The sequence below is a fragment of the Caballeronia sp. DA-9 genome (assembly GCF_051615025.1).
Taxonomy (GTDB): Bacteria; Pseudomonadota; Gammaproteobacteria; order Burkholderiales; family Burkholderiaceae; genus Caballeronia; species Caballeronia sordidicola.
The window spans coordinates 123042-143958 of record NZ_CP195134.1 but is presented as its reverse complement, the minus strand read 5'-3'; the positions used below and the strand labels follow the sequence as shown (position 1 = coordinate 143958).

Annotated in this window: 20 protein-coding genes and 1 pseudogene; 6 read left to right on the top strand and 15 right to left on the bottom strand. The window is 55.1% G+C overall.

The genetic code is table 11. The features are described from left to right. Window positions 1–11 precede the first annotated feature (11 nt). A complete protein-coding gene (locus tag ACRWA7_RS34020) occupies window positions 12–725 on the bottom strand; it encodes a nucleoside 2-deoxyribosyltransferase (RefSeq protein WP_438396927.1) in 714 nt (237 codons plus the stop codon). Between the two features lie 114 nt (window positions 726–839). Between ACRWA7_RS34020 and ACRWA7_RS34015 the strand changes: the two genes are divergently transcribed. Beyond that, window positions 840–1241 (top strand): hypothetical protein, encoded by a 402-nt coding sequence (locus ACRWA7_RS34015; protein WP_438396926.1) that lies wholly within the window; start codon window positions 840–842, stop codon window positions 1239–1241. A 94-nt stretch (window positions 1242–1335) separates the two neighbouring features. On the opposite strand, the gene ACRWA7_RS34010 is transcribed toward ACRWA7_RS34015, so the two are convergent. Then, window positions 1336–1560, bottom strand: coding sequence for a DUF3717 domain-containing protein (locus ACRWA7_RS34010; RefSeq protein ID WP_438396925.1), 225 nt, complete (start codon window positions 1558–1560; stop codon window positions 1336–1338). 34 nt (window positions 1561–1594) lie between these two features. Next, on the bottom strand, window positions 1595–2311 hold the full coding sequence (imuA, locus tag ACRWA7_RS34005) for a translesion DNA synthesis-associated protein ImuA (protein WP_438396923.1): 717 nt from the start codon (window positions 2309–2311) through the stop codon (window positions 1595–1597). Window positions 2312–2376: 65 nt separating this feature from the next. Between imuA and ACRWA7_RS34000 the strand changes: the two genes are divergently transcribed. Then, window positions 2377–2637 (top strand): hypothetical protein, encoded by a 261-nt coding sequence (locus tag ACRWA7_RS34000; protein WP_438396922.1) that lies wholly within the window; start codon window positions 2377–2379, stop codon window positions 2635–2637. A 1216-nt stretch (window positions 2638–3853) separates the two neighbouring features. Here ACRWA7_RS34000 and ACRWA7_RS33995 read toward each other — a convergent pair. The 5 genes and pseudogenes from ACRWA7_RS33995 to pstS (ACRWA7_RS33975) all read right to left on the bottom strand — a co-directional run. Next, window positions 3854–4471, bottom strand: coding sequence for a hypothetical protein (locus tag ACRWA7_RS33995; protein ID WP_438396920.1), 618 nt, complete (start codon window positions 4469–4471; stop codon window positions 3854–3856). 384 nt (window positions 4472–4855) lie between these two features. Next, the gene (locus ACRWA7_RS33990; protein WP_438396919.1) at window positions 4856–4996 is read right to left on the bottom strand and encodes a hypothetical protein; all 141 of its coding nucleotides are present in this window, start codon (window positions 4994–4996) and stop codon (window positions 4856–4858) included. 9 nt (window positions 4997–5005) lie between these two features. Continuing rightward, window positions 5006–5449: a hypothetical protein gene (locus tag ACRWA7_RS33985; protein ID WP_438396918.1), complete on the bottom strand. Its 444-nt coding sequence runs from the start codon at window positions 5447–5449 to the stop codon at window positions 5006–5008. A gap of 160 nt (window positions 5450–5609) precedes the next feature. Continuing rightward, window positions 5610–5888 carry a hypothetical protein gene (locus tag ACRWA7_RS33980; RefSeq protein ID WP_438396916.1) on the bottom strand — a complete coding sequence of 93 codons (279 nt, stop codon included), beginning with the start codon at window positions 5886–5888 and terminating at the stop codon, window positions 5610–5612. A 1401-nt stretch (window positions 5889–7289) separates the two neighbouring features. Continuing rightward, a pseudogene (gene pstS / locus ACRWA7_RS33975) lies at window positions 7290–8141 on the bottom strand (phosphate ABC transporter substrate-binding protein PstS); the annotation flags it as partial. Between the two features lie 84 nt (window positions 8142–8225). On the opposite strand from pstS (ACRWA7_RS33975), the gene istA reads away from it, so the two are divergent. Both istA and istB read left to right on the top strand, forming a co-directional pair. Next, window positions 8226–9293 (top strand): IS21 family transposase, encoded by a 1068-nt coding sequence (gene istA, locus ACRWA7_RS33970; protein ID WP_438391857.1) that lies wholly within the window; start codon window positions 8226–8228, stop codon window positions 9291–9293. Beyond that, entirely contained in the window at window positions 9290–10129 is an 840-nt protein-coding gene (gene istB / locus ACRWA7_RS33965; protein ID WP_438391858.1) for an IS21-like element helper ATPase IstB, read from the top strand. The genes istA and istB overlap by 4 nt, the downstream gene beginning before the upstream one ends. A 51-nt stretch (window positions 10130–10180) precedes the next feature. Here istB and ACRWA7_RS33960 read toward each other — a convergent pair whose 3' ends face one another. After that, window positions 10181–10375, bottom strand: coding sequence for a hypothetical protein (locus ACRWA7_RS33960; protein WP_438396915.1), 195 nt, complete (start codon window positions 10373–10375; stop codon window positions 10181–10183). A gap of 406 nt (window positions 10376–10781) precedes the next feature. Between ACRWA7_RS33960 and ACRWA7_RS33955 the strand changes: the two genes are divergently transcribed. Continuing rightward, entirely contained in the window at window positions 10782–11546 is a 765-nt protein-coding gene (locus tag ACRWA7_RS33955) for a metallophosphoesterase (protein ID WP_438396914.1), read from the top strand. 87 nt (window positions 11547–11633) lie between these two features. Here ACRWA7_RS33955 and trxB read toward each other — a convergent pair whose 3' ends face one another. From trxB to ACRWA7_RS33935, 4 genes are all read right to left on the bottom strand, one after another. Then, window positions 11634–12638 carry a thioredoxin-disulfide reductase gene (trxB, locus tag ACRWA7_RS33950; RefSeq protein ID WP_438396912.1) on the bottom strand — a complete coding sequence of 335 codons (1005 nt, stop codon included), beginning with the start codon at window positions 12636–12638 and terminating at the stop codon, window positions 11634–11636. 137 nt (window positions 12639–12775) lie between these two features. Continuing rightward, window positions 12776–13867 carry a phosphate ABC transporter substrate-binding protein PstS gene (gene pstS / locus ACRWA7_RS33945; RefSeq protein WP_438396910.1) on the bottom strand — a complete coding sequence of 364 codons (1092 nt, stop codon included), beginning with the start codon at window positions 13865–13867 and terminating at the stop codon, window positions 12776–12778. A gap of 67 nt (window positions 13868–13934) precedes the next feature. Beyond that, the gene (locus tag ACRWA7_RS33940) at window positions 13935–15380 is read right to left on the bottom strand and encodes an MFS transporter (RefSeq protein ID WP_438396909.1); all 1446 of its coding nucleotides are present in this window, start codon (window positions 15378–15380) and stop codon (window positions 13935–13937) included. 327 nt (window positions 15381–15707) lie between these two features. Further along, a complete protein-coding gene (locus ACRWA7_RS33935; RefSeq protein ID WP_438396907.1) occupies window positions 15708–17270 on the bottom strand; it encodes an acid phosphatase in 1563 nt (520 codons plus the stop codon). A gap of 210 nt (window positions 17271–17480) precedes the next feature. Here ACRWA7_RS33935 and ACRWA7_RS33930 point away from each other — a divergent pair, with 210 nt between their 5' ends. Further along, entirely contained in the window at window positions 17481–18794 is a 1314-nt protein-coding gene (locus tag ACRWA7_RS33930; protein ID WP_438396905.1) for a cytochrome-c peroxidase, read from the top strand. A 242-nt stretch (window positions 18795–19036) separates the two neighbouring features. Here ACRWA7_RS33930 and ACRWA7_RS33925 read toward each other — a convergent pair whose 3' ends face one another. Continuing rightward, window positions 19037–20284: an MFS transporter gene (locus ACRWA7_RS33925; RefSeq protein ID WP_438396904.1), complete on the bottom strand. Its 1248-nt coding sequence runs from the start codon at window positions 20282–20284 to the stop codon at window positions 19037–19039. Beyond that, entirely contained in the window at window positions 20281–20754 is a 474-nt protein-coding gene (locus ACRWA7_RS33920) for a hypothetical protein (protein WP_438396902.1), read from the bottom strand. Before ACRWA7_RS33920 ends, ACRWA7_RS33925 begins: the two co-directional genes overlap by 4 nt. Window positions 20755–20917 lie beyond the last annotated feature (163 nt).

The window sequence follows — 20917 nt, the reverse complement described above, 5'->3', positions numbered from 1 at the left end:
TTGCCCTTTCCCTAATATATACGAAGCTCCGCTTCGCTAACCCCGTCAGCAAAACAAGGGCGTCCGCCATTGTTGAACTTCTTCATCTCGCGCAGACAATCGGCCGGGCCACCTACTACCAAGCGAGCCGAACTGGCCAACATCAGATTGACGCTTAGACCAAAATCTTCAACGACGTATCCAAGCGCGCACATGGGGAGAGAGGAGAGCGCATCGGACGTTTCAGCGATCTGTTCCACAAGCGATCGAGCGTCGGATCGATACGCCCATATAGGCTTTTCCAGCGCGGCCGCAAAACCAACTTCAAACGCCGTGCCGCTGTCTGACTCGCCTCGTCCCCGAAAATCGTTCAGGTTCGCCATGACCATGTCTGCCGATCGGATGGCCTCGATGTTCGCGCGACAGATCCATGCCGCTTTGTCAGCAGGGCCTAAGTTTGACGGTGCTTCGTTGTCAAACGGATACATGCCGACATAACCTGCTTTTCGACACAGATCTTTTAGGTAAGCGCCGTGGTCGACTGCATCGATCCGAAATACGTCGAAACCAGCGAGATACACGCGCAGGGCGCCCGCTGCCTTTTCGATAGGAAGCGGTGCCGGGCGGATGTGGCCAGCTTCAATTCGTTTTCGCAACCGCGCAATCTGCTGCCGAACAGCCAATACGCTTTTGCCAAGGTTCGAAGCGATCACGTCGATGTTGTGGCCGGCGTCGAGCTGCTGCATGAGTGCCTGCTGTGCCTTCGTGGGTTTGGGCATTTGCTCCCCGTTTTGTTTTGATCAAACATGTCAGTGGTTAGAATATCGCCAAGAGGGACATGTCAAGTCCGTGGAGTTCTCATGAGCACGCAGTTAAGCGATCGATGCAGGACATCTCTCTACCGAGTCATTTTCGGAAAACCGAAGAGCAGCGATGAGAGCGTGGTCTTTTTATTGGCAAGAAGCAGGGAAGCGGCGAACCGCCGTGCGGTGAGAACGCTCGCGGTGCTGTTCGACATTCCGGAAGCGGACGTCTATTTATACAACCTCGCATCGTTTGCTGATTTGGTCGGATCGGGCGTGAGCGACGATGAAGACGTGCGCGTCTTCGAAACCGGCTGGAAGGGGGCGGAAGTGAGCGCCTGGGTTGAGCATCCTCTGTTTCTCACAGACGACACGTCGCTTATCGGAAAGTGGGCCGAGCTATACGCAGATATTGCTCGATCGCAAGCGCTGGCTGCTATCAAGCGAGCAAACGGGTGATGCTAAACCAATCTGTTTCGCACGCACCAACGTTTTAGCTCGTTAGACCGGAGAACGAACCGCCACGCAGCTCGTTATAAACCGGGAATCAAGTTTATAGTGCAAGTGGATGCTGATTGAGCGCCAAGCTGAGTGATTCATTCTGTGCAGCCGATAACGTGTTGGCTAAGACGGTTTCGTTGCGGTAGTAGATCATTGCGCCGTAGATGTCGGCAAGCACGCGTGCGCGTGGGCAGAGTGCTGCGTCCTCACCCGACGCTTGATGCTCACGCCAGTAGTTAATTGCGTCTTCAATCTGCCCAATGGTGTAGGTATTCATCGCGATGTGGTTAAAAATAAACTGCCGACAAAGATTAGGGTGCCGAAACGTCGGCTGGCGTTATGACTGTTGACTTGCCTGGCTCCCTAACAAACAACTTCCGAGACCTTCGTGCGAACGGGCTGATCAGTGACGGCGCCGGACCCACCGGCACCACAAAGCTTCCGTTGCCGATAGGACCTTTGCGTTTGATCACTTCTACTGCAACACCGTTCTCGGCCGGTCGTAGCGCGAGCCGTAGCGATGCCGGAGAACTATCTTGTGCGCTCGCGAGAGGCCTCATCAATACAAACAAGGTCTCATTTGACTGTGCCGCGAGAGTTAGGCGACGCAGTGACTCGCTGCGAATGTGCTGCTGCCAAAAAAGCACCGCACCAAAGCTGCCTGCTCTCAGGATTTGCTCAGCAGCCCACAGTGAATCCGCTGATTTTTCCGGAGAGATCCACACCAGCTTAGCTGGATCGATTCCCATATAGGCAAAAGCGTGCATGTTTGGCACTTGGGGAGGCTGGATTAACGCAATTGATTTGTTTGCGACCGAAGCAAGCGCTGGCCGCAAAATGCGCAACTCGCCGATGCCCGACTGAGCCGTCAAAAGTTCAATCAGCGCACTAATCGGCCAGCCCCCACCTGGGAGCTCGGCAGACAGCGCCTTGTAGCCCGTATCGATGACCCTACCCGCGGTGCGGGCGAGTTGGGATCCTCTCCACAACGACGGGTGGATTTTTTCGAAATCTGGGAGCGCTGACATGGGTCATACCTGTGTTTTTATACAGTATAGTACGTCCGACGACACATCGCGCGAGGCGCTTCGTGATGCAACAAGTTTTCGTTCTCGAATTCGGCGAAGCCAGCGCCAAGCTGCTCAAAACTGCTGGCGTTTCGCACGAGCGCATTACCGGAGCTGCAGGGAATGGGAGCGGACCGTTTCTAATGCTGACCGCAACAGATTTTTCAGAAATCAACCATTGGCGGCTCTTTCTCAATCGGGAGGGCTGCCCTTATCGATATGGCGAAGTCGAAGCCAACGGAATGCGAGAGATGGGCCGCTCACGCTCGCCGGGTTGGGTTGGGTAGCGGACTTTTATGTAAGCCGCCGGGTTGCGTCCGGGACCAATCTTTACCGGCCGCAGCCAAATAATCTTCTAGTTCGTAAGTCTCAAAATTATCGAGCCAATTTGTTCTTATGACTGGGCGTCCGACTTCGAAGCATTGCTTCGAAGATGCTTAACAAGTAACGAAAAATCGTCACTCGTTATCTTTGGGTACGCTCTTTTGTAGCTCACCGCTTCTTGGACGACTGCGTCGTCATACGACAGCAACATCCGAAGCTCGGTCCAAGAAAAAGTTTCTAAAACTTCATGATCGTTTCCGAATCTCTCTGCGACCCGCATTAAGTGCCGCGCAGTCCCCGGAGCAATTCGATGTTTTTTGTGAAAGTAAGCTAGTGCTCTAGAGGCTGCCTGATTTCTTACGAAAACTGAGTCTCTTCTTTCTGCGACGAAAACATCAGCCACAAACTGATAAACCTTTGCCAGTTGTCTGCCTAGCCCAACTCTATCCAAGTTGTTGGGCCGCCCGATGTTGATGACTCGGGAAAATCTTTCCAACAATACATCGTGTTCAGCTTCTAGAATTGGTTCTTTAGTTACGCTCATTGGTCTTCCTTTCTCAGTTTTAGCGATGATAAATGCATCGATAGGAAGTCAAGCGTCCGCGCGATTCGCGCATTAATTATTTAATGCGGATCGCCGAAGCGCGACGATCATTGCGACGATTTCATCCCCGTCGATCGTCGGATCAATGTTCACTGCTCGTGCCGCAATCGCCAGTTCACGCCTAGTTGGTCGTAGTAGTGCAATCTTGGTTAAAGCGCTGTACGGCAACACGCTTGTAAGGTCTGCGCGATTCGCGAAAACATCGCTGACCTGGTGAAGAATTCGCAATGTCGGATGAGTGTGACCTGTCTCGTGCGCCAACTGGGAATACAGTTCGATCTCAGCCGATTCGGGCACTTGCTCGTTAAAATGTGCCTCGAGCTTCAGTAACCGAAGGCTAATTTGGTTACCTGCATATAATAAATCCCACGGTAATCGCAGCATTTTCTTGGTGCTTGCAGCCTAAAATCGGCCCGCTTGGGAAATTTGGGGCCGCTCCATCCAATATCGGTTAAATGAAGCGAATCTTTAACCTACCGCACCCATCAATAAATCAGCGCAGGCCAAGAGCTAGAACAGTTGTTCCAACATCCTTCGATAGTCGGCCGCGCTTCGACGGAGGGGCGTCGTATTTCCTAATATGCCGCCGTCCATCCGTCCTTGGTAAGTGCGATTGACATCTGCTGGTATGTGGTCTGACTCATCGCTCGTAGATTTTGCGAAAACGCTTTTTGCATTTCGTCGTTGCGTGCCCATGCCGGAGCATCGGTCACAACATAACCGAAGCGGACGATTGCCAGTGACCCAACGTTAGTGCCCGTGGGCGGTGTGATAACAGCGAGTTCCTTTAAATCCGCTTTGCCGCCGCAAAACGAAGGATAGATGCTGACTTTCCCTGCCGGCACTAGAAATTTATTGCCAGTCTCCGTTATCACGTAGTGAGCGCCCTCAACCATCAGACTTTTATCCCCGCGAAACGCAACTTTTCCGGGGCTAGCTTCAAGGAGACCGGCGGAACTCATTGCTTGAGCACGATCAAAGTCGTCAACGCCCCGATGCGTGCTCTTCGGTGCGTCGAACGGGATATCGGCAGACGGTGATTGCACGCATACGGCTGGCTGCTTGTCGAGGTAGGCCTGGACCGCCGCCTTGAAATTTTCCTGAGTAGGTGCGGAATGGGTCCCGCAGGCCGCAATAGTGAAAGCCGTAACAGTCGAGGTAAGGATGGCGGCTGCGCTTCGGGTAGATAGCATGGTCTTATGATATGACGAAATGCTTATTATCCATTAATGATGCAAGCGTGTTCACAGAAAGCCGCCCGACACCCCAGGTGTCGCTTTTCGGTTGGATGCGCAATTTGGCTTCGACGATACAGCGTCGGACTTCCTTAAAGATCCACTCGCCCTTCCGCGTTTTCAGGCGACGGCTTGCATCTAAGCTTCGCGCCACGCACGACCCTTTACCCCGGCTGACGGAACATATCGTCGCAGGATCTCGTGTCGGGGTGAGCAAGATCGGCTTAGCGCTAGATTCGCCTTGGTTCATAATCTGCAGGGGCGATTGCTTGTCAATCCGCCCCCTGTAGACATAAAAAAAGCCCCGTTTTTAAGACGGGGCTTTTTTTGAGAAAAAGGACCTTAGTGGTTCATAAATAACAAGGCGGCCAAACCAACGACGCCGGCGGCGAACGCTGCGTACCCGCTGACGCGCGAAACAAACGTGCGTGCCTGCTCCCGCGTCCAGGTGTTCGCGTGTTGCTCTTTCGTCAAAATCGACATCGCAGCTCCTCAGCGCAGGGTTTTCAGGTGGGTCGCGATGAACAACATCGCAGACATCGTGGCAACTATTATAGACCCGCTCAACCTCGTTGAGCGATTGGTCGACGTGTCGGCGGTGACCGCACCGCCGGCGGCAATGAACATCGCGGTGAGCACGACGACGATTTCGGACGCCAGCAGGACCGCAACCCACGCGAAAACATGACCCTTCGCTTCCATATACTCCCATGCCTCGTAGATGGTGGCGGCCGACCACGCGAGCGCGAGCCAGCCGAGCTGACCGTCTTGAATCGTCGTCACGATGCGGGTGCGTTCCCGTTCGGCTTGCTGAAGAGGCATCAGCCGAGCCAATAAGAGACCTGCGGGCGGCAAAATCACGGGCACTGCAATGTTAATCAGGACCCAACCGATATTGTCGGTGAGCAGGCCCAGTATGGTTAGAAGTTCGGTCACTTAGTGTCCCTGATGCGGCGGAGTGGTCTGATCAGGGTCTATTTTATCGATCCTATGCCCAAGTCAAGAACCGATCGACATTGCTCCATGCGGCGCGATCCGTTAATGGAGGGAATTTGGCTATTAGTGACACACGGTCGCATTCGCCGCAGCTAGGCACTCAACGGCTTCTCATTGATGCTGCCTCTCGGGGAGTGTCGAGGATCCGGTAGATGTCAGCGAGACATCGCTCGCTAATATCGGCGTTGCCAACCGCACTACGCGCAAAGCGCGGCGGTATCAGTCGTAAAAAGCGGCAAATCGCCGACAAATACGGTTTTCCGCCAAACGTCGCGCTTTGGGTTGACGCGTTGATGATCGCCGCATCGCCAGCCTGGCTGCGTAGCCACGCGAGCACCAAGCGATCGCGTTCGTTTTGAACTCGCACCCACTGTTCCATATGACCTCCAAATACTGTATGTATGTACAGTATTCTTACAATATTCCAGTTTGGGAGGGGCGCAAGCGCGCTCGACTAGGTCAGTCTGCCAATACGGGACTGGGCGGTCGGCTGAATCAGTCACAGGCACGTACGGACAGGCGGATGCGGCCGGTTCGAAGCGCCCTCCTCCAGATGTGTGTCAAATGAAGGGGATGATAGCTCTAACTATCATGGTGCTTCGAATTGTGCATAATTCATGAAAACGATACTTGGTAAAATTAAGTGCCGATTTTTTTCTAATTTTTGTTATCTGAATACCAAATCTCTAACCCTTTAGGAATTTTATTCGACATTGATAATTCTATTTATGTAAAGTCTTGGCCACCTCGTGTACGTATATTCCACCTCGGGTACGAATCTCCACATCTAGCCGTCCCAATCGCTAGTAGCATCTCTGGGAAGCGTGAGTTCCCGCATTCCTTGGTACCGCCGTTTTTTTATAGTCGGGTATTTTGGTTGCGTAACAAGTGTCCCTTTACTCCTTTGGGATCTCGGTCTCTCAAATTGACGCACAAGTTACCCCGCTTGTAATCTCATCACCATACTTGCGCTTGGCCAAGTTGACCCTGTCAGTCGCCATGTTCGGTCTGTTAGTCAGACGGCGGGATATTATTACGCTGATAGCCGGATGTTGCCGCGCAAATATCTTGTGGCCAGCCAAGGGTGGTTCTATGACTACTTCGGCCGCGCTTAGTGCGAACGAAGATCGGTTACCCTGCGATTCGCCTAGCGACACTCGCCTTCCAAGTTCTCTCAGTCGGTCCAGGAACCAACATCATCAACGGTAAAGCTCTCGAGGGTGCTCAGTTCATGCAGTTTCTGTGACGATCGACAACTCATCGAGAGAAGCCTACCAGTTGAATCCGACATTGCTAGACATCAACGAGTCCTCTTCGACCGCGAAACAATACCCGACTCCCTAACGTAGCAATCGTTGCAACGGCCGCACAAATGAGGGCGTCACGCGATAGCCCGGTATAAATCAGGCGAAGCATCGCTGCAGCCGCAAATGCCATTTGAATAACACCGAGGATAAGTCGGAGAATTCCCCAGACGAGGGTGTGCTTTTCACGGGAGGCAGTAACTGACCCGGTTGCGCGGGAAGTTGCGTCCGACTCACGCTTCTCCTCACTCTCCAAGTGCTTACGTGGTCTGACAGATTTCATGTCGCGCCCACTCTTTTGTTTAGTATGCCTATGCCTCGGCAATGGCCACGCGATAGACCGCTAAAAGGACGCCGCGGCGATGAGGAACGGATAGCCATATTGAAAAAAACCAAACCGAGTCTTTTAAGCAAAGCTGCACATTACTTTTTATCGCCGACCTGTCGATTCCGTATCGTCTTTGGTTGCAGCAGTATCAAAACTTGAAGTTGGTAGACCAATAGACCTCGATTTGTTTGACGAGCACGTCCGGCAACGGAACGTAACCAAGGGACTGTGCCTGTTGTTGCCCTTTTTCCAGTGCCCACCTGAAGAAGTCGATGGCGGCCTTCGATTGCGCAGCGTTCTTCGGCTGTTTATACATAACAACGAAGGTCGCGGCAGTCATTGGATACGCTTCCGACCCTGTTGCATCCGTCATAACGAGGTCAAAGTCTTGCGCCTTTGTCCAGTCAATAGTCGCGGCGGCGGCTTGGAATGATTTTGCGCTCGGTTCAATGAAGTTGCCGGCTTTGTTCTGAACGGAGCCGTACGTCATTTTGTTCTGCAGGACGTAGGCATACTACACAAAGCCAATGGAGTTTTTGACGTGGTTCACATACGCCGCGACACCTTCATTGCCATTTCCGCCTATGCCCGCTGGCCATGTGACAGATATACCTTCACCGACCTTGTGCTTCCATTCCGGACTAACTTTTGAAAGGTAGTTAACCCAATTGAATGTCGTACCCGAACCATCGGAGCGATGTACTACCGTGATGTTCGCATTCGGAAGCTTTACTCCTGGATTGATTTTGGTGATCGCCGGGTCGTTCCATGTCTTAATTTTGCCCAAGTAAATGTCTGCAAGAACCGACCCAGTGAAACGAATATTACCCGCGGTCACACCGTCTATATTGACGACCGGCACGACTCCACCAATGACGGACGGGAACTGTCCCAGCTCCTTTGCCTTTAGGTCTTTACTTGACAGGGGCATGTCTGTCGCGCCGAAGTCCACTGTTGCAGCCTTGATTTGGGCGATACCTGCGCCTGATCCAACGGACTCTGTCACGCGCAGTTGTAAATTAATACAGCAACGCGTTTAGGAATTGATACACCTCGTTGTAGGGTTGCTCTTTTTGGGCGGCCCGTGATCAGCTACGAGGAGTACATGGAAATCGAGATTCTGCGTCGCCAAGGGAATAGCCTGCGAGACATCGCGGTAGAGACTGGCATGGCCGTCAACACGGTTCGGAAATATCTGGCATTAGGTCCTCCGCATCGCAAAGTGCGTGAGCCCGTCGTGAGTAAGCTTGCGCCGTTTAAGTCGTATCTTCAGGGCCGGGTCGAAGCAGCAAAGCCAGACTGGATCCCGGCGACGGTGCTCAAGCGAGAGATTGAGGAGCGCGGCTACAAAGGCGGATTGCGACAGGTTCAGGACTATCTGCAGAAACTTCGACCCGCTGCGCGTCCCGACCCAGTAGTCAGATTCGAGACCGAGCCGGGCCAACAGATGCAGATGGACTGGATCGAGTTTCGTAAGCCGGGGCACAAGCTCGGCATGCTCGCCGCGTTCGTCGCGACGTTGGGCTACAGCCGCGTAAGTTACGCGGAGTTTGTCACCGACATGCGTATTGAAACGCTGCTGGCTTGCCACGTGCGGGCATTCGAGGCATTTGGAGGCGTCACCAGAGAAATCGTGTATGACAATATGAAAACGGTAATCCTGAAACGCGATGCATATGGCAAAAAACAGCATCGATATCATCCAGGATTCGCCGACTTCGCTAAACATCACGGGTTCGTGCCTCGCGTCTGCAAACCATACCGTGCAAAGACGAAAGGCAAAGTCGAGCGTATGAATGGTTATTTGCGCTACAGCTTCTGGGTCCCGTTGGTCTCAATGCTTAAACAAGCCGGGTTGACAGCGGACTGTGGCCTTTGCAATGAGCGTGTCAGGCGGTGGCTGCGCGACGTTGCCAACGTTCGTCTTCATGGCACCACGAAACGCGTACCAGCTGAGGTATTGCTCGAAGAGCGCCCACATTTGCTGCCGCTGCCGGCACCGTACGTGGGACGGTCGGTCCGAACTGGAGCGACGCCGCATGAGCAACCGAAACCGGTATCGCGGTATGCAACGTCGGAATGGGAAAAACCGCTGCAGCATCCGTTGTCGGTCTACGATGCCTTCAGCCGAACGCAGGAGGTGAACGCATGACGCCGCAGCTCGAGCGACTGACCGTGTTGTGTAAGCAACTCAACCTCCTGCATTTGCCGACGCAGATTGCGCACCTTGGACAAATGGCTGCGAAGCGCGAGCTTGGCTATCTCGACTTCCTCGAACACGCGTTAAAAGATGAAGCAATGGCTCGCACGGAACGAATGCGCCGGATGCTGACCCGTCTCGCCGGCTTCCCGGCGATCAAGACGCTTGATGATTTCGATTTCGAGTTCGCACTCGGCGTACCCAAACCGCTAGTACTCGAGCTAAGCAGCCTAGCCTTTGTGGAGCGTGCGGAGAATGTCGTACTGCTCGGACCTAGTGGCGTGGGTAAAACTCACCTCGCATTGGCACTTGGATATCGTGCAACGCAGGCCGGGTTCCGCGTTCGCTTTATCACCGCCGCCGACCTCCTGATGCAATTGACGACCGCGTTGCGGCGTAACCAGCTCGAGGAAACCATCAAGCGCATCACGAAGCCGTACAGACTTCTGATCATTGATGAGATGGGGTACCTGCCAATGGATCGGGAACAGGCGAACTTACTCTTCCAGGTCATTGCCAAAAGATACGAAACGGGCAGTCTCGTCCTCACCAGCAATTTGCCGTTCGGTCAGTGGGATCAGACCTTTGCCGACGACGCGACGCTGACTGCGGCGTTGCTTGACCGGCTGCTTCATCATGCACACGTCGTACCGATCTCCGGTGAATCGTATCGGCTAAAGGAAAAACGTCAGGCTGGGATGATCAACAGAATTGCGCCGCCGCAATTGCACGACGGGGACGACATCAAACGCAGACGCAGTTCAAAGGAGGTAGCACCCAGCCAATAACCGCGTGAGTAGGTGTATTAATTTCCAATTGCGTTTGCGTACGAAGCTGTATCAACTTGAGATTGCGTTTGACAACTCGTAGTTAACCTTGTTACCGGACGCGTGGTTGTAGTCCGCCGCCCATTTCCAAAGAACGGGATACACGAACGTCGAACCAGCCCCGGTGATATCGGTTGCATAGACAGTGGCAGTGACTGTTGCAGCCACAACAGCACCCGCGAGGCGTTGCACGAACTGCTTGTTCATGTTTGATCACCTTCGGTAGACGAATATCGTTTCTATGATACTAGATATGTCGTGTATATCGAGAGATAATTCTGGTCACGGTGTTCGTTTGATGGGCAAACAACTTAAGGGGCTCTGGTCCGTTCGTGCGCGGGCGTTCTAACGCTTATCCTGCGTGCGCGGCAGCCCAAATAAGCTCAGCATCCTGTGCCACCATCATCGCGTTTCGATGAGGAGTGAGAGAGAGGTTGGTAACCGCGGTCATGGTTGACGGTCGACCTGAAGCCTAGAAGCGCAGCGGCGTGAGGACCGTGCCAACGATCACATCGCTCGATACAATCGAGCTTGCTCGCGCCCTACTGTACGTCTACCACCGTGAACGCCAGTCAAAGTTCTTACGTGCACGGAACACTTGTGGAGTCGTCCTATGAAGCTTCTCTGGATCACCGATCTGCATCTGATAAACGCGGGGGCATCCCATAAAAGTGGTGTCAACCCAGGTGAACGGCTCCGTCGATGCATTGACCACATGATCTCCAATCATTCGGATGCAGCACGGCTCATTGTCTCTGGCGATCTGATACAAATCCGGAATTCAGAAGGGTACTCTTCGTTGGAGAGGCTACTCGCTGATGTCAACATACCGGTGCGCCTACTGGTTGGCAATCACGACGATCGGGCTGCCTTGACAGCGGCGTTTCCTGACGTGAAGCGTCGCGATGGATTTGTCCAGGACGCGGAACGGTTGGATGGCTTCGAACTCATTTATCTCGATACCCTTGCGGATGGCAAGCATTTTGGCGAGCTCTGCACTCAACGACTCGCTTGGCTAGAAAAGACGTTGGCCGCAACAGACGACCGGGCGCTGGTTTTCATGCATCACCCACCGGTAGGTGTGGGCATCCCTGCACTCGACAAAGCACAACTTTCAGCGGGTGATACCGAATTCGCGGCTATCCTTAAGCGCTACCGATATCGCGCCCCCCTTCTTCTCTGCGGGCACCTGCATCGAAGCGTCTCAGGAATTTGGAAGGGAACGCCGTTCATCGTGATGACTACGCCTCATCTAGGTTTTGCGCTGAAAATGCACGAGCAAAAGCTGGTTCCCGTGGATGAGAACCCCGGTTATGGCGTCATTCTCTGCGAGGAAGACAGCGTGATCGTCCATACTCAGTCGCTTCCGCGAGAATGAACTCGCGCTGACTTTCCCCACGAAATAGGAACAACGGACCTACGCGGTAACCGGTTTGTTCAACCACGCCGCAACGCATTCATGAAGTCACACACCGATTCGCCCGGCTTCGGCGCTCATCGAGTGCACGGCGGGGTTTTCGTTGATGCTTTCAAGGTAGCGCTGAGCATCGAGTGCGGCCATACAGCCCGTGCCGGCACTGGTGACAGCCTGGCGGTAGATGTGATCCTGTACATCGCCCGCCGCGAATACGCCCGGAATGCTGGTGCTCGTCGCGTTGCCTTGCAGCCCGCCGGTCGTGATGATGTAGCCGTTTTTCATCTCGAGTTGGCCGACAAACAGGTCCGTATTCGGCTTGTGGCCAATTGCAACGAACACGCCTTGCAGCGGCACGTCGCTGGTCGTGCCGGTGTCGGTGCATTTGATACGCAAGCCGGTCACGCCGGAAGCATCGCCGGTGACTTCGTCGAGCACATGGTTCCACTTGATGTCGACCAGACCTTCCTTTTCCTTCGCCAGCAAGCGATCGATCAGGATTGGCTCGGCGCGGAACTTGTCGCGCCGATGAACCACCGTCACCTTCTTGGCAATCCCCGCCAGATACAGCGCTTCTTCCACCGCCGTGTTGCCGCCGCCGATCACCGCGACTTCACCGTTCTTGTAGAAGAAGCCGTCACACGTCGCGCAAGCCGACACGCCCTTGCCCATGAACGCTTCTTCCGACGGCACGCCCAGATATTGTGCCGATGCGCCCGTCGCAATGATCAGCGAGTCGCACGTGTACTCGCCCGAGTCACCGATCAGGCGAATAGGCCGTTCGGTCAGCTTGGCGGTGTGGATGTGATCGAAGACAATTTCAGTGTTGAAGCGCTCGGCGTGCTCCAGCAAACGCTGCATCAGTTCCGGGCCTTGCACGCCCAATGGGTCGCCGGGCCAGTTTTCGACGTCGGTGGTGGTCATGAGCTGACCGCCTTGCGCCAGGCCCGTGATCAGCAATGGCGACAGGTTGGCACGCGCCGCGTAGACAGCGGCGGTGTAGCCGGCGGGGCCGGAACCGAGAATCAGCACTTTTGCGTGTTTGGGCGATGACATGGCGGAGTCTGGGCAGAAGTGTTATCGGCGTTAGAAGGTTGGTCGGCTTCGCTTGCTCCCGAAACTTCCCCGTTTGGCGGTGTGTGACGCTCGGCTCGACATCGTCATCGTGAGTCGCGCTCGATGCCACTATGTGGTTATTTGATTGACTGGATCTGTGCCTGACTCAGTTCCCAAGTGTGCGGCGGCAGAGGAATAAAATGAACTGTGTCCAGATAGGATTCTATAGTCTCCGACGGCACAATCGACCAAAGAAGGAACCTGCGGACCGCCGACGCTGTTTTTGCGTCAGGCTGCTGCGTTGAAACAACCGCATACTCATAGTTGACCATCGGATATGAGCCGCTTGCTGGAGCGAACACGAGACTCAGGCGTTCGTCAGCGGGCGTGCGTGGGCCGAGCGACGCAGCCCCGGCGGTGATGGTCTCCTTGCTTGGCAAGACGAATTCGCCTGCGCCGTTTTTGAGAGCCGCAGTGCCCAGCTTTGCGCTTGCTATGCTGTCTGTGAAGCTGATGCCAACATAGCCGATCGAATACGGGGTTGCTTGGATCGACTGCACCATCCCCGTGTTACCAACTGCGGATGCACTGTTCGGCGCAGAAGGCCACTTGATCGTGGTGCCATAGCCGCGGTCGCCCTCCCAGGACGGAGTCGAAAACGACAAGAACTGGGTGAAAACGAATGTATCGCCGGAGCCGTCGGCTCGGTGAATCGGAACAATTGAGTGATGAGGTAAGGCTACACCGGGATTGAGCGCTGCGATCTGCGGCGCATCCCATTCAACAATCGTTCCCATATAAATTGCCGCGAGCACCGGACCGTCAAGCTTGATTGAAGTCGCGTTGAGACCTGGCAAGTTGTAGTTGATCGTCTGAGCGGCAATGCCGAGGGCAACGGTGATGATTTGCGGGTGTTGCCGGGCGTCGTAGTCGGACATGTATGCGTCCGAGGCGCCGATCCTGACCTTGCCGGCGATGGCCTCCCGGATTCCGGCTTCTGAGCCGGTCGAAGCAGTAGTGATTCGAACGCCCGAGTGGGACTTGGCGTATGCGGCGACCCAAGTATTAAACAATGGAAATAACAAGGTCGAGCCAGTTTCGGTCAAAGTAATATCGTCCGCGCGCACCGACGCGCTCAGCATCAGGGCGACCGCGGACGTACACAGCGACGCGACAACGAGCCATCGACGTTTCAACGAGGGTACTGGGTCATTGTGAGGATTCGTCATGCACGTCTCTCCGTCTCGCAACTGGAACTCAATGGTTCGCCAAGCATCCTGCTCAAACTCGGCGCCATTAGCGGCCGATTTCATCGAGATTGACGCCGGCCGTCTCGATGCGGAACATCCAAGTAATCACTGCGCCGAGCAGCGATGTGGCAACCAGAATGTAGAGAAGCGGACCCGTGCCGATACCTGTGAGCAGAATGGGAAATAGAAAAGCGGTCGCGACCGCGCCAATCTTGCCTACGGCCGCGGCGAAACCCGCGCCCGTGCCACGGATAGCAGTGGGAAAGACCTCGCCCGCCAGCAGGTAGGTCTGCGCGTTGGGGCCGAGGTTAGTCATGAAGTTGAAGAGCATGAAACCAGCGAAGATCACTGCCGTCTTCGTGGAGCCCTCAAAACCATCGGAGAACGAGGCGATCAATAATCCTGCTGCGCAACCGGTAAACCCAATGACCTGCAGCCATATTCGCCCGACCCTATCCGCAAGCGCGACCGCGAAGACGATGCCGACAATGAGCAGGGTCGTGATCAACGCGGAGCCTTTGGCGGCCAGGATGCCATTGAGGATCAGGTCGCTGATGCTGCGGACATGATCAGGCTTGTTGCCGAACGCGGCCGCGAGAATCGTAGGCGTGAAGATTCCGATACCGTAAGTTCCAAGATCCTGAAGGAACCACGGAAAGGAGGCCAAGATCGTCGCGCGCAGATTGCGCTTTCTGAACAACGCAATAAAACTTTGTGTGCCACCATGCCCTCCGCCGGCGAGCATGACATCGCGCGACAAGGCGATGCTCGTCGGATATTGCGGCTTACGCACAAGAAGTCTTCTTGCTGCTTCTTCCGCTCGATCTGTCGCGCCTCGCACGTGAAGCCAATTCGGGCTCTCAGTGATGAAAAAACGCCCGATCGTGACCGCTAGCGCGGGAATGATCGCGGTGCCATACATCCACCGCCAAGCATTCAAATCCGGGACGAGAGACAGGACCAAAAGGCCTACCGCTGTTCCTCCGAGTGCGCCCAACGCCTGGAATCCGAACGCGCCCAAAACAAGCTTGCCTCGGCTCGTGCTCGGAATACTTTCTGAGATGATCATGTGCGCGGTCGGATAGTCGCAGCCCAGCGCAACACCCAAGCCGAAAAGACAAATGACAAGCGAGATAAAATTGGTGCAAAAGATAAGTAGCACCAGAAACGCGACGAAGATGATCATCTCGACAATGAACATCCGTTTTCGTCCGAAGAAATCAGACATGCCGCCCAGCCCCACGGCCCCAACGAGGATACCCATGAGGCTCGCCGCGCTGATGAAGCCGTCCTGTGCGGCACTGATGCCGAACTCACGGGAGATAAGCGGCAGCGCGACACCGGTCATGAACACGACGAAGCCTTCGAAGAACTTCCCTGCTGTGGCCAGAGTCCAGATGCGCCATTGCATCGATGTCATTGGTGCTGACGGTAGATGCGTTCCATCGGGCCACATTGGTCGCTCGTCGATATAGTCCTGAACTGACTTCACGCTCAGCCGTCCCGAATTCTCCGCATCTGTCACGTCATGCATGGCGTGCTCCCTGTGTGATCCTTGCGATTGCGTTGCCGATGTAAGCTAGGCCAAATACTGACGAGCGTACGAATCACCACCTATCCACGCGGCCGGCTTCGTATCGGAAAGACATAAACAAGCACAATTTCAATCGATGTAAGGTATCGGTCAGTTGATGTGGAAACAAACATCTCAGCTAAGCTAACCTTTTTTGTACCGAGAAGGACGGTCGCGACTACACAAACGCGCGGTGACCTCGAACGTATCGAGGTCACCGCTGAGTTCTATATTAGGCTTCAGTTTCTACTGTGAAAAGTCCAACGCGTTAGTCAGGTCCCCCATTGGCTTGCCACCGTTTGCCACCAGCGCGGCGTCGCGTGTCGTCAACCCGGCGAGAGACGGCAGAGAGAACCGATGCGTGATGAGCCTGAGGATTGACGTTGTGTCGTATTGCGTGTGATCGACGAAACCCTTCTTTGCATATGGCGAGATGACCAGCGCCGGGATACGGGTGCCGGGACCCCAACGATCACCCTTGGGGGGGGCGACGTGATCCCAGAAGCCGCCATTCTCGTCATAGGTCACCACGACGACCATATTCTTCCACTGCGGGCTCGCCTGAAGATGCTGAATGACGTTGGCGATGTGCGCATCACCCGACGCCACATCCGTGTACCCTGCATGCTCGTTTAAATTTCCCTGCGGTTTATAGAAAGCAACTTGTGGCAACGTACCTGCGTCGATAGCTTTAATAAATTCGGCGCCGTCCGTTCCACCATCGAGCAAATGCTGCGCGCGATTAGCCGTGCCAGGCGCCAAGTCCGCAAAATAATTGAACGGTTGATGGTGGGTCTGGAAATCTGGCACAACATTCACTGCTCCGTTGATCTTTGTACGGTCAGCCAAAGCTGCTGCCCACGACCCTCCATACCATGCCCAAGAGACGCCAGCGTTGTTTAAGAGGTCGCCGATGTGTTGCTGAGTTTGCGGCGGCAGCGTAGTCGCAACGCTGGGATCAGCAAGGGTAGGATCGCCCCCTGCAGCGGGAGGATTGCCACTTGGCTGGTACGGCGGTTGCATGGTGTTGATGGCGTAAAAGTCGGGTGAAAGATTGCCCGAATTTACGAACTTTGGAATGCCAGTCAGAGCGGACACTGGCGAGTTAGCCGCAAGTTGCAACGAGACTCCGTCGCTATTGACAGCCGATATGGAACCCGCAGCCGGGCTTTTGTCGGCGTTCGGATACGTCGGCGTACATGCGCATGCGAGCCACTGATGGTCGAGGAATGATCCCCCGAAAGCGCTCATGAAAAAGTTGTCAGCAAGCGTGTATTGCTGAGCGATCTTGTAAAGCGGGAGCTTGTCCGCGTTTGTGCTGTAGTGACCCATAACAAGACCGCCCGAGTCAGCCCACGCTGCGAACTTGTCGTTCTTTCCGCCGTCAATCTGCATTTGATTTTCGTAGAACCGGTGGTACAGGTCCCGCGTGGTGACCGATAACGCGGTGTTGAATCCGGCCGGATCATCGATAGCGAATGGGGTATTCGGAAGATTGACAGTCATCGCTTGGGTGATGGCGGGCGTCACGCCCGTGGCTGTCAAACCGCCCCAAACGGCTGGCAGAATGGGCAGCACGCTACCATTGCGGTCAAGCTGTTGCGTGTTGACCGTCGTCGCATTCTGGATGCCGTTCGCACCCGGAAAGGTGCCGTATAGGTTATCGAAACTACGGTTCTCAGCGTAGATGACTACGATGTTCTGCACGGACGAAAGGTCGGCGTGATTGCTATCGTGGCCGCCGCAGGCGTATAAGCCGAGGGCGGTTAAAGCCGCAAGCGGGATGGCACACACGAGTTTCTTGTTCATGAATTTTCTCTTGGGTGGGGGGCCGGCGCCTCACAGGTATCGCACAGCGCCAAATCGTCGGGCGTCGCAAGTCTCCCAAACTACGTTGACAGAAAAGAGCCGGATTACTTACGTAAACGAAAGCTACAAGAAAGATTTTTTGGACGCCGAATCGTCACGGAAAAGACATCTACGAGACATACGCTGCGGCTTTCTTGATGCGGGCTCGCCATGCTTTTTCCGCGCTTTTCGCTTGCAGCAGTTCCTGTTATCAAATCGATCGCACTCGGCGCAGCTTGCGCGTTGGTGTGCATCGCTTGGCTCAGGGGTTGCGACTCTCATGCAGAGGCCCAGAAAAGCGTAACTGAGCCTCCAAAGGTGAATGCCGTACCAGCTGGCGGGCAATCGAGAGCGCAGGTGTTCGCTGCCGTCAAAGTGATGACCTCAGTCGGCGAGAAGATATTTCTGGATCCCTCACTGTCTGGCTCTGGCTTGCTTGCGTGCGCGTCTTGTCATAGCCCCTCTCACGCATTTGGGCCACCGAATTCCCTGTCCGTACAACTCGGCGGAAACGATATGCATCGCTCAGGCTTTCGGGCCGTCCCGTCGTTGACGTACTTGGAGGGTGTGCCTCAGTTCACTGAACACTTTCACGACTCAGACGACGAAGGAGATGAGAGTGTCGATGCGGGACCGACCGGAGGACTGACTTGGGATGGCCGCGTCGATCACGGTGCGGATCAAGCGCGCATACCCTTGTTGTCCTCATTCGAGATGGGTAGCACACCCGCGAAGGTAGTATCTGCCGTAAAGGCCGCTCCATATGCTGGTGAATTCAAGCTGGCGTTTGGGCCTGACATCTTTAACAATGATGATAAGGCGTTTGCAGCAGTCCTCAAGGCACTTGAGACATTCGAGCAACTACCTGCGAAGTTCTATCCGTACACAAGCAAGTTTGATGCGTATCTTGCCGGGAAAGCAACGTTAAACGCAGCAGAACTGCACGGTCTCGAGCTTTTCAATGATGAGCGCAAGGGCAATTGTGCGTCCTGTCACATCAGTCAGCGTGCGAAGGATGGAACACCTCCGCGATTCACTGACTTTGGGCTAATTGCGATCGGCGTGCCGCGAAACCGAGCATTACCCGTCAATAAAGATCCTCATTCCTATGATCTGGGTGCTTGCGGCCCCGAACGGACTGATTTAAAAGGACGTGCGGAATATTGCGGTATCTTCCGCACACCGTCGCTTCGCAACGTCGCGCTGCGCAAGACGTTTTTTCACAATGGGATCTATCACTCACTCGATGAGGTCGTGCGCTTCTACGTTCAGCGAGATACGAACCCAGAAAAGTTCTATCCAGTTTCGAAGAGCGGTGTCCAGAAATTCGACGACCTACCGAAACGATACTGGGCGAACTTGAACACCGACGCCCCGTTTGATCGCAAACGCGGCGAAAAACCGGCGTTGGATGAGGCAGAGATCAGGGATGTCGTCGCGTTTCTCAACACGCTGACTGATGGGTACGAAACTGCAACGAAGTGAGTGCAGTCGTGGCCATGCATCGTGCGGGAGAGCGTGATCCTCTCTCAATTTTGACGCGCTTCGATCGCCGCAATATTGGTTGAGCGTGCGCGCTCGATCTACATCATTCGCAGCTGCGAACTTCTCGGATCAGGAATAATCCTAATGCCGCTATCTTCTCTTGATCGGAAGTAGCGACGCCGCACTCGAGCGCCAGTAAAGTACCGAGACTTTGATCGATTTTCGCATGTGCTCGTCGTCTCTCAAGCGTTTCTCCGTGTCGCACGGCCGTCGCGTGACAGCCACATTGCGATCACAAATGCAAAAGCCGAAATGCACGACACGACGAGGATCACCGTGCCTGCGAGGAGGTAATTCTGGTGGATAGTCCACAACGCGGCAGCCGAAATGGGTGCGACCCCTTTCGCGATATTGGATGGTGTCGACAACAGGCCGCTGACCGCGCCGTAACCTTCGGTCCACATGACATCTTGCACGATCGTTCCGCGCAGAATGGTCATCATCCCATTGGCGCCTCCGTAAATAAGGGCAAACAGCATTAGGAGGCCGGGCGACGCTCCCGCGCACAAAAGAACAACGACTGAGACAGGGAAAGAAATGGTAACGATGATGCCGATGAGCGCTGGACGTACATTGCGGCCAACCGCAAACCACAGCGCGCGTGCCGCAACCTGGGCCGGCCCGATGACTGCCATAGTCGCCAAGATTAAACCAGAGCCGACATGCCGTTCAACCAGAAGCGGGACTAAATGAAAGGTCAAGGCAGCGAACGCGGCGTAGTAGGCAGTGAAGCACACGCTCAAGCCCCAAAATGTGGGCGTGTGCAAGGCCCGAGCTGCCGAGGCCTGCGCCTCTGATTTAAGGCGTGCTTTCTCGACGGGGGTCCGCGCTTGGCCGGGGTTTCCCTTGACTGCGGTGAGGTGGATAGGCAGGCACACCACAAGGTTGATTGCCGCCAGCGCGATGAGGGCGTGCCGCCAGCTGAGCCAACTCACAAGACCTTGTGTCAGGGGAATGAAGAGCGTGCTAGCGAAACCGGCGACGAGCGTGATCAGTGTGATCTTGGTGCGAAACGTTGTCGGGTAGTCTCGCGTAACAACTGCGAACACCGGGTCGTAAAGTATTGCGGCCATGGCGACGCCCAAACCGATCCAGACGACAAACAGGCATGCAAGACTTTCCGCTTGTGACCACAGCAGCAACATCGCGGTAGCGAGGATCGAGCCGGCAACCATCACAAATCGTCCGTGACCTCTGTCGATCCAGGCTCCGATCGGGTAGGCTGCGAGGCCCGAGACAAGCAGCCCGACCGAGAGTGCGCCATTCGTCCACGTGCGACTCCAACCCATTGTGTGCTCCATCGGCACGACGAATAGGGAAAAGCCGTAATACACCGAGCCCCAGGAAACGAGTTGAGCGATCGCGAGCGCCCAGGTGGCAACATTTTCGGGCTCGGCGTACCTGCCCCGACGATTTGACAAAGTATTCACTTCGAGCCCGCCCCCATTACGGCCGTTCGCGCGCTTGTCGGAGTGATCCGGAAGGCATTGCAGCAAAAAAACCGAGCCGACATCAAGTCGCTCGCGATGGCGTTCGCAAGGCGCTCCTCGCGTGGCGGTGTATCAAAGTCATCACTTTCAAGCGACCCAGATAAGCTGCCGGCGGACAGCAGGCCGATTCCTTCCCGAGTGCAGAATGCAGTGAGTTCGTTGATCTTATAAAAATTGCGAGCGGCCGCTAGCATATTCAGTCGTAGAAAAGACCGGCGGTTGACCAGCGCCACGTAGAACGTGACGCCCTCTTCGGCTAGTTGATTGCGGGTTCGCAGAAACGCGGTCTGCCAATCACAGGGAGGTAATCGGAACAACTCGGCCGCGTCGAGCAAAAGCACTGCTGCGTTCGCCGCACCACCTCTCACAAAGCGCACAAGTTCAAGCCGGCCGACGCCGGTCGTGATCATTAATGAGTCGGCCGGCCTTCCCGCCACATGACCGAGCGACCGCGATAACGCGGTTGCAAGAGCACGGGAATCCGCCGCCCATCGACCAGACGCGGAGCGGCCGGTGAGAAGGTCACAACGGATGTCTAAGTCTTCGTTCGCGGCGCTCAGGGGTGGGTTGAGT

Excerpts from the sequence above, each read along its gene's own strand:
- ACRWA7_RS34015 (WP_438396926.1), top strand. The coding sequence starts at position 840 with ATGAGCACGCAGTTAAGCGATCGATGCAGGACATCTCTCTACCGAGTC.
- pstS (WP_438396910.1), bottom strand. The coding sequence starts at position 13,867 with ATGACGAATCCTCACAATGACCCAGTACCCTCGTTGAAACGTCGATGG.
- ACRWA7_RS33995 (WP_438396920.1), bottom strand. The coding sequence starts at position 4,471 with ATGCTATCTACCCGAAGCGCAGCCGCCATCCTTACCTCGACTGTTACG.
- ACRWA7_RS34010 (WP_438396925.1), bottom strand. The coding sequence starts at position 1,560 with ATGAATACCTACACCATTGGGCAGATTGAAGACGCAATTAACTACTGG.
- ACRWA7_RS33935 (WP_438396907.1), bottom strand. The coding sequence starts at position 17,270 with ATGAACAAGAAACTCGTGTGTGCCATCCCGCTTGCGGCTTTAACCGCC.
- ACRWA7_RS33980 (WP_438396916.1), bottom strand. The coding sequence starts at position 5,888 with ATGGAACAGTGGGTGCGAGTTCAAAACGAACGCGATCGCTTGGTGCTC.
- ACRWA7_RS33920 (WP_438396902.1), bottom strand. The coding sequence starts at position 20,754 with ATGATCACGACCGGCGTCGGCCGGCTTGAACTTGTGCGCTTTGTGAGA.
- ACRWA7_RS33955 (WP_438396914.1), top strand. The coding sequence starts at position 10,782 with ATGAAGCTTCTCTGGATCACCGATCTGCATCTGATAAACGCGGGGGCA.
- imuA (WP_438396923.1), bottom strand. The coding sequence starts at position 2,311 with ATGTCAGCGCTCCCAGATTTCGAAAAAATCCACCCGTCGTTGTGGAGA.
- istB (WP_438391858.1), top strand. The coding sequence starts at position 9,290 with ATGACGCCGCAGCTCGAGCGACTGACCGTGTTGTGTAAGCAACTCAAC.
- ACRWA7_RS34000 (WP_438396922.1), top strand. The coding sequence starts at position 2,377 with ATGCAACAAGTTTTCGTTCTCGAATTCGGCGAAGCCAGCGCCAAGCTG.
- ACRWA7_RS34020 (WP_438396927.1), bottom strand. The coding sequence starts at position 725 with ATGCAGCAGCTCGACGCCGGCCACAACATCGACGTGATCGCTTCGAAC.
- ACRWA7_RS33990 (WP_438396919.1), bottom strand. The coding sequence starts at position 4,996 with ATGTCGATTTTGACGAAAGAGCAACACGCGAACACCTGGACGCGGGAG.
- ACRWA7_RS33930 (WP_438396905.1), top strand. The coding sequence starts at position 17,481 with ATGCTTTTTCCGCGCTTTTCGCTTGCAGCAGTTCCTGTTATCAAATCG.
- ACRWA7_RS33960 (WP_438396915.1), bottom strand. The coding sequence starts at position 10,375 with ATGAACAAGCAGTTCGTGCAACGCCTCGCGGGTGCTGTTGTGGCTGCA.
- trxB (WP_438396912.1), bottom strand. The coding sequence starts at position 12,638 with ATGTCATCGCCCAAACACGCAAAAGTGCTGATTCTCGGTTCCGGCCCC.